The sequence below is a fragment of the Thioalkalivibrio sp. ALE16 genome (assembly GCF_000381305.1).
Lineage (GTDB): Bacteria > Pseudomonadota > Gammaproteobacteria > Ectothiorhodospirales > Ectothiorhodospiraceae > Thioalkalivibrio.
The window spans coordinates 329,894-335,893 of record NZ_KB906355.1; the positions used below are offsets into that span (position 1 = coordinate 329,894).

The 6,000-nt window shown below is 56.8% G+C and carries 7 protein-coding genes and 1 pseudogene; 7 read left to right on the plus strand and 1 reads right to left on the minus strand.

Annotated elements, in window-relative coordinates; all coding sequences use genetic code 11:
• Positions 1 to 249 precede the first annotated feature (249 nt).
• The 6 genes and pseudogenes from F627_RS17115 to F627_RS0103475 all read left to right on the plus strand — a co-directional run bounded on the left by F627_RS17115 (position 250) and on the right by F627_RS0103475 (position 4,724).
• Positions 250 to 1,233: an HNH endonuclease gene (locus F627_RS17115; protein WP_196801151.1), complete on the plus strand. Its 984-nt coding sequence runs from the start codon at positions 250 to 252 to the stop codon at positions 1,231 to 1,233.
• Positions 1,234 to 1,273: 40 nt separating this feature from the next.
• Positions 1,274 to 2,299 carry a RelA/SpoT domain-containing protein gene (locus F627_RS16220; protein ID WP_255349513.1) on the plus strand — a complete coding sequence of 342 codons (1,026 nt, stop codon included), beginning with the start codon at positions 1,274 to 1,276 and terminating at the stop codon, positions 2,297 to 2,299.
• 124 nt (positions 2,300 to 2,423) lie between these two features.
• A pseudogene (locus F627_RS0103460) lies at positions 2,424 to 2,750 on the plus strand (transposase); the annotation flags it as partial.
• Between the two features lie 271 nt (positions 2,751 to 3,021).
• A complete protein-coding gene (locus tag F627_RS0103465) occupies positions 3,022 to 4,056 on the plus strand; it encodes a transposase (RefSeq protein WP_019583286.1) in 1,035 nt (344 codons plus the stop codon).
• A gap of 106 nt (positions 4,057 to 4,162) precedes the next feature.
• A complete protein-coding gene (locus tag F627_RS0103470) occupies positions 4,163 to 4,474 on the plus strand; it encodes a BrnT family toxin (RefSeq protein ID WP_019583287.1) in 312 nt (103 codons plus the stop codon).
• Positions 4,449 to 4,724, plus strand: coding sequence for a BrnA antitoxin family protein (locus F627_RS0103475; protein WP_018877646.1), 276 nt, complete (start codon positions 4,449 to 4,451; stop codon positions 4,722 to 4,724). The genes F627_RS0103470 and F627_RS0103475 overlap by 26 nt, the downstream gene beginning before the upstream one ends.
• Positions 4,725 to 4,984: 260 nt before the next feature.
• Here F627_RS0103475 and F627_RS0103480 read toward each other — a convergent pair whose 3' ends face one another.
• Entirely contained in the window at positions 4,985 to 5,254 is a 270-nt protein-coding gene (locus tag F627_RS0103480; protein WP_019583288.1) for a tetratricopeptide repeat protein, read from the minus strand.
• A gap of 93 nt (positions 5,255 to 5,347) precedes the next feature.
• Here F627_RS0103480 and F627_RS0103485 point away from each other — a divergent pair.
• The coding region (locus F627_RS0103485; RefSeq protein ID WP_019583289.1) for a transposase at positions 5,348 to 6,000 on the plus strand (653 nt) is incomplete at its 3' end.

A 6,000-nucleotide genomic window follows, 5' to 3' on the forward strand; every position in this document is an offset into this window, starting at 1 on the left:
TAAGCGTGTGGACCAACTCTCGGACTGACTATAATGCCTTATCCGTTTGAAAATAACCCTTTAGATGGATACCTTTTACGTCTTCGGGCTTTGCACGAGAAGAAACATCGGATCTGTAATGAACTAGAACTGCTCCGAGATTCGCCGTTGACAGCTAAGGCAAGGTTGCTTGATCAACTTCGGAGTGGGCTAGAGGCGCTCGAGAGCCTTCGTTCTGAAAGGCTCTTGCCTAGAAACTTCGATGTCTTTGTGTCCGAACGAGAACGCCTGGAGGCCGCTTACGAGGCGGCTAATCCGAGGCCTCCGGAAGGGCCAATTTGTGACCACGAAAACGTTGAGCTTCGCATTAGAGTGTATAGGGGCGGTTCAACACATGTTTGGGAGCAATGTTTGCAGTGTGGCCGCGGCATTCCGGCTGGGAAGAAATCAGAGCATAGAGACTCGCGAACGTTTCCTGAATTTGACGAGTCGCTAGGTTGTCGATTCGATGTGGAAAAACATCAATGGTTTCTTGAAAGAGATCGATTCGTTTTGCAAGAAATGAGATACGATGATTTCGACCTTAGTTCAGCCCATAAGAAGGCGGTGCGCGATTTTGAATCGTTTGCGGCAAAGCCGTTGTCTCCAGACGTATGCGTGCATGACAAGACCCGGCTAACAAAACGCGTTTATGGAAATGGCGCCGTCGCGCTAGTTGCGCAATGTGTTGCGTGTGGGAAACACACGAGAAGTGTGCCTAAGAGTTCCGTAATAAATATCGATGATTGTCCAGAGTTCGATGAGTCGTTTGAAAGTTCGGTTCGGGAGGAGTTGGGCCGTTGGTATCGTGAGCAGCGAGCCTTCGTTTCGGAAGAGCTGCAGAAACGAAGAGTCGAGCTTATGGAAAGGATTTCTACGGGGGATTTGGTAATAACGGATAAATCCAAATTTGGAACCTATTATCGGTCGAATGAGTGGGCAAGAACACGGCGAAGGATGTTCGAGCGCGATGATTATGTGTGTCAAAGTTGTGGTGCGCCAGCAGAATGTGTCCATCACTTGATTTATGAGCGGCTCGGGAGTGAGAATGATCTGGATCTCGTATCTTTATGTCATAACTGTCACGAGCTGGTGCATGCGATTCAAGATGGTGTGGAGTATGCGTATCGAGTTGCGCCCTGTGAGATCCGAGAGTTGAAATATACCCATGCTTTCTTGCTATGCACACCACGAGAGCGTGGTGACGAGCGCTAAGCGCTAAGAGAGACGAACAATTCACATTAGGAAGATGAATATGTCTGAGTTTCCCGGCGGCTCAAAGAGCCGCGTAAATGTAGCAGGCGCAAACGTCCGGGCGGGAACGGCTAGCTCAGATGATCTTCGGTCTATTGAGGATTGGCGAGCGGCCCACCGAGCCGTTCTTAATACTTTTCAAGCAAGTCTTCGAACAAGGACTAGAAACCAGTCGATTGTAGTTGCCCAGAGGCATAAGCGTCGAAATACAATTTTTAATAAATTACAGCGCCTGCCGAAGATGGAATTGTCCAGAATGGACGATATTGCCGGCTGCAGGCTAATTTTTAATGCAGTCGACGAGCTTTATGAATTTCGTAAGCAGTTCCACAAGGCAAGGTTTAAGCATAAGCGGAAAAATGAGAGTGATAAGTATGACTATATTAAGAGCCCGAAAGACACAGGATACAGGGGAATTCATGATGTCTATTCCTATGATGTAAATTCCAAGAACGGAGACAAATATAGAGGGTTATTGATCGAAATTCAGTATAGGACGTTCGTGCAGCATGCTTGGGCCACGGCCGTTGAGGTTATTGGATTTATCACGGAAAACCAGCCAAAGTTTCAGCAAGGTGATAGGCGTTATTTGAATTGCATGTCGCTCGCAAGTGAGATTTTGGCGAGGGTTTACGAAGATAACAAGGGTCCTCATCCGGATTTATCTGACGGTGATTTGCTGAAGGAATTTGAAGCCCTCGACAATGAACTGAATTTAATTCGGACGCTGACAGGCCTGAACACTGCTGAGACTGAGGCCACGAGAAATCGAAATACCATTCTAGTGTTTAAGCCCAATGGAGACTTGGAGGTCTTGTCTTATAGGGACTCAACTGATGCACTAGACGACCTATTCAGGCTAGAAAATGAAAATCCAGAGCTAGATATAGTTTTGGTAAAGGCAGATTCAAGCGAAGAAATAAGAATGGCATTTAAGAATTATTTTTCTGACGCAAAAGATTTTGTTCGGCTTTTGATGCAAGCAAAAAAAGAGATTTACGAATCTTTGGGAGGCGGAAAAAGCTGAAAATCGTAGAAGAAGAGAGCAGCAATAATGAAGAAGAAAGAAGAGGACACCCATGATTTCTCGACGGTTTGAGGCGGGCTGTCTAGGTTTCAGGGGGAGTGCATGGACCAGGGAGGGTTCGGAGATGACGCGAGCCAGGAAGGAGCTCGTCTCGGTCGAGACGACGCCGTATTACCACTGTATTTGTCGCTGTGTTCGCCGCGCGTTCCTGTGTGGCGAGGATTCCTATTCGGGCAGGAACTACGAGCACCGGCGTGGCTGGGTGCTGGAGCGTTTGCGCGAGCTGCAGGGCGTGTTCGCGGTGGACGTGTGTGCGTATGCAGTGATGTCGAACCACTATCACCTGGTGGTGAGGCTGGATGCGGATCGCGCGGCGGCATGGCGCGAAGGCGAGGTGATGGAACGCTGGGCGCGGCTGTTCTCGTTGCCGGTGTTGGTAGCCCGCTATCGGCGCAGAAGAAGAGGACACCCATGATTCTTGTCTTCGTCAAGCCTGTGGCGGGCGACCGGCCGCTGTCTCTCAGTTGGGTTTCTGAGGAGGGAAGAAGGGGACACCCATAATCTCATCTCCCGGCTGTCCCGGTGCGGAAGCTCTCAGTCCACGAGAAGAAAAGGACACCCATGATCTTCTTTGGAAAGAAGAGGACACCCATGATTCTTGACGGTCTGGGCGGGTCGGACTAGGTTTCAGGGGGAGTGCATGGACCAGGGAGGGTCCGGAGATGACGCGAGCCAGGAAGGAGCTCGTCTCGGTCGAGACGACGCCGTATTACCACTGTATTTGTCGCTGTGTGCGCCGCGCGTTCCTGTGCGGCGAGGATTTCTATTCGGGCAAGAACTACGAGCACCGGCGCGGCTGGGTGCTGGAGCGTCTGCGCGCGCTTCAGGACGTGTTCGCCGTGGACGTGTGTGCGTACGCGGTGATGTCGAACCACTATCACCTGGTGGTGCGCTTGGATTCGGACCGCGCGACGGCGTGGAGCGAGGACGAGGTGATGGAGCGCTGGGAGCGTTTATTCTCGCTGCCGCTTCTCGCGGCGCGGTACCGGGCGGGGCAGACGAGCACGGTGGCCGAACGCGAGAGGGCGCAGGCGCAGATCGCCCTGTGGCGGGAGCGCTTGCAGGACCTTTCGTGGTTTATGCGCAGCCTGAACGAGCATCTGGCTCGGCGCGCCAATGCGGAGGATGGCTGCAAGGGCCGCTTCTGGGAGGGCCGCTACAAGAGCCAGGCGCTACTGGACGACGCGGCCGTGCTGACGTGCATGAGCTACGTGGACCTGAACCCGGTACGCGCGGGGATGGCGGACACACCCGAGGCCTCCGATTTCACTTCGATCCAGCAACGTATCCGAATGTTGGCTTCCAAGTGCGACAGGCAGGAGAGAGAGGGTTCTGACGAGGCCCAACCCAGCCTGAGCGTCCTGGGCCGGGAGGGTGCTGACCCGCACGCTAACGCGGTGGTGTTTACGACGGAGGACTACCTGGAGCTGGTGGACTGGGCCGGGCGCGCGATCCGGGAGGACAAGCGGGGTGCCATCCCGGAGCATATACCGCCGATCCTGGAGCGCCTCCAGATCGATCCGGTGCAGTTCGTGCGGCATGTCGGCAGGGGGCGGGCTACCCACCATGTGGCAGCGCTGGGGCGAGTGGAGTGCATGAGGAGCGCGGCGGTATCGGCAGGTCGGTGTTTTATCAAGGGTCTCGGGGTGTCGGCGGGCCTCTTTTCAGGTGCGGGGGGACGGGCTTGTACGCCTTAAGCCGCAGGTTGTTCCGCGCTGGTTGGCGCCGTTGCAGACCGACATGCATACACGGAAAAGCGGGCTGTCTCTGGAGGCAGGCTGTATACGTTGGTAATATACACAGATGATCCAGTGGAAGGACATTACCGGGTTCGACAGGGACGAGGGAAATGCCCGGAAGAGCGTGGACAAACATGGTGTGGGCCAGTCAGAGGCGGAGCAGGTGTTCTTCAATACCCCGTTGCTGGTTCTGGCGGACGTGGTACACAGTCGGAGTGAGCCCCGCTACCACGCGTTGGGTATCACTCATGAAGGTCGCCGGCTGCACATTACGTTCACGCTGCGCGAGCGAAGCACGAGAATCCGTGTGATTTCGGCCCGAGATATGCACCGCAAAGAGCGAGCCATCTATGAGCAAGACCAAGAAGATTCCTGAGTTCCAGGACGAGGTAGAAGAGCGGGCGTTCTGGGAGAGTCATGATTCCAGCGACTACGTCGATTGGAACCGCGCCGCGGCGGTTGAGCTCCCGAATCTCAAGCCTTCTACCCGGACGATCTCCCTGCGCTTGCCGGAGTCGCTCCTCGACCGCATCAAGATCGAAGCCAACAAGCGTGACATGCCCTACCAATCCCTGATCAAGGCGTGGCTGGCGGACGACGTGGACGAGGCCCGCAAAAAGGGCTAACGGCGATGACAGCGGGGCGAGGAGATACGGGGGTTGTCGAGCGTCGGCAACCGGAGTTGTTGGAGGCTTGGAATGGGTTCTTTGGCCACGAACCGGAAGAAGAGGACACCCATGATTCTTGTCTTCGTCAAGCATGTGGTGGGCGACCGGCCGCTGTCTCTCAGTTGGGGTTCTCACCGGAACAGCGGCCGGTCTGGCTCGTCGCCGAGTCCCAGGCATTGATGGCCTCGATGCATCACACCGCGAGCGCGGATACCGGCTCAGTCGTGGCGTGCCAGCACCTGGGCTCGGTCGATGGTATTGCGCTCGGTGTTCGGCGCAATCTCCAGCAGCCGCGCCGCCCAGCGTGCCGCCGCATCCGCATCACCCGCTGCCTCGGCGGCACGAACGGCACCGAAGAGCGTGTTGTAACGTCCCGGCCACATGCCGTCGGACTGCTCGAACGCGGTTAGCGCCTCGTCCGGGCGGTCCAGTGCGAGCAGCAGCTCGCCGAGCGCCTCGTAGGGTGGAAACAGTGCGCCCGGGCTCACCGGGGCAAGAAAGGGACACCCATGATTTCTTGACGGTCTGAGGCGGGCTGTCTAGGTTTTTGGGGGAGTGCATGGACCAGGGAGGGTCCGGAGATGACGCGAGCCAGGAAGGAGCTCGTCTCGGTCGAGACGACGCCGTACTACCACTGCATTTGTCGTTGTGTTCGCCGCGCGTTCCTGTGTGGCGAGGATTCCTATTCGGGCAAGAACTACGAGCACCGGCGCGGCTGGGTGCTGGAGCGCCTGCGTGAGCTGCAGGGCGTGTTCGCGTTGGACGTGTGCGCGTACGCGGTGATGTCGAACCACTATCACCTGGTGGTGCGGCTGGATTCGGATCGGGCGGCGGCGTGGAGCGAAGGCGAGGTAATGGAGCGCTGGGAGCGGCTGTTCTCCTTGCCGGTGCTGGTAGCCCGCTATCGGGCGGGGCAGACCAAGACGGTGGCAGAGCGCGAGCGGGCGCAGCTACAGATTGCCGAGTGGCGGGACCGACTGCAGGACCTGTCGTGGTTCATGCGCAGCCTGAACGAACATCTGGCGCGGCGGGCGAATGCAGAGGATGGCTGCAAGGGCCGCTTCTGGGAAGGCCGCTACAAGAGCCAGGCGCTGCTGGACGACGCGGCCGTGCTGACCTGCATGAGCTACGTGGATCTGAACCCGGTGCGCGCCGGGATGGCGGATGCGCCCGAGGCCTCCGATTTCACCTCGATCCAGCAGCGCATCCGGGCACTGGCCCGGGAGGGCCAGGG